This window comes from Kitasatospora sp. NPDC057512 (assembly GCF_042802135.1).
In the GTDB taxonomy this organism is placed as follows: Bacteria; Actinomycetota; Actinomycetes; order Streptomycetales; family Streptomycetaceae; genus Kitasatospora.
Genome location: NZ_JBHVET010001174.1, coordinates 1 through 1,550, shown reverse-complemented (window position 1 = coordinate 1,550; position 1,550 = coordinate 1). Strand labels below are relative to the sequence as shown.

Annotated in this window: 1 protein-coding gene; it reads right to left on the bottom strand. The window is 72.0% G+C overall.

The genetic code is table 11. The features are described 5' to 3' along the window. Window positions 1-88: 88 nt before the first annotated feature. Window positions 89-1,550, bottom strand: a 1,462-nt coding sequence (locus tag ACFU6K_RS38650) for an ABC transporter substrate-binding protein (RefSeq protein WP_380671294.1), incomplete at its 5' end; no start/stop codon positions are given.

Genomic DNA, 1,550 nt, shown 5'->3' with positions numbered 1-1,550 from the left:
AGCATGGCCAGGCGCCGGGCGGCCTGCCGGGCGACCCGGCCCGCACCGGGGAGGATGCGGGCCGGGACGCCGTGCGGCTGAAGCGTGGTCAACGCGCCAGCCAGGTCTTCTCGAGCTGGACGCGGCCGTAGCCGGGGAGCTTGGGCAGGTCGCGCACGGCGGCGCCGGCGAGGTCGATGCCGTCGGCCATGCCCCACAGCAGGTAGCCGGACCTGGCGAACTCGATCTCCTGGAGCTGGTGCAGCAGCGTGCCGCGCGCGGCGGCGTCGGCCGTGCCCATGGCGGTGCGGTAGGCCTCGTCGAAGGCGGGGTCCTTGAAGCCGGCCTCGTTCTGGCCGGCGTCGGAGAGCATCGTCTTGGCGGCGAAGAAGACGACCGAGTCGTTGGTGCCCCAGTACGTCGTGTAGAGCGTGCCCTTGAGCCAGGTGGCGTCCCAGAACACCTTGGAGTCCTGCTTGACGACGTTGATCTTCACGCCGGCCTCGCGGACCTGGGTGGCGAACAGGGTCGCGGACTCGGCCAGGCCGGAGATGTCCTCGGTGGTGACCAGGTCGTACGTCCGGGAGGTGTCGAATCCGGCGTCCGCGAGGAGTTGCCTGGCCTTGGCGAGGTCGCGGGTGCGCTGGGGGATGTCCTTGGCGAGGGCGGGGTCGCCGGTGCCGAGGACGTCGTTGGCGACGCTGCCGTAGCCGGAGAGGACCTGCTTGACCATCGCGTCGCGGTCGACCGCCAGCTTCAGCGCCTCGCGCACCCGCGGGTCGGCGAAGGGGCCGTCGGCGGTGCGCATGACGATCGGCATCGCCATGTCGTTGGGCCGGCGCAGGATCCGGACGTCCTTGCGGGCCTCGGCGGTGCGGGCGGCGACGGCGCCGACGTTGGAGGCGACGTCGATCTGCCCGGCGAGCAGGGCGTTCGCCATGGCCTGGGGGCTCTCGAAGAGGCGGACCTCGACGGCGTCGAGGAGGACCTTGCCGCCGTACCACTGGTCGTTGCGCACCAGGCGGGCGTTGCCGTCGCGGTACCAGTCGAGCTTGAACGGGCCGGTGCCGGGGGCGCCGGCGATCGCGTCGTCCTTGGTGTCCTTCTTGAGGACGAAGGTGGTGAGGCGGGTCTGCAGCGGCAGGTCGGCGTTGGGGTAGTCGGAGACGAGGACGACGGTCTTCGCGTCCTCGGCCCTGATGCCCTCGGGCTGGATGCCGGGCAGGCGACTCTTGCCGGCCGGGGTGTCGCGCAGGCGCCGCAGCGACCAGACGACGTCGTCGGCGGTGACGGGGGTGCCGTCGTGGAAGGCGGCTCCGTCGGCGATCGTGAAGCGCCAGGTCGTCAGGTCTTCGGACGGCTTCCAGGAGGCGGCCAGGCGCGGGACGGTGTTGGCGGTGTCCCCGGGTATCGCGAGGGTGTCGTAGAGCAGGCTGATGATCAGGTAGTCGCTCTCGTTGGCCTGGGTGCCGTGCGGGTCACGGGTGATCGCCGAGGCCTTGCCGAGGGCGCCGACCTTCAGCGTTCCTCCGGCGCGGGGCTGTGCGGACGCCGCACCGGCCGGTGCGGCG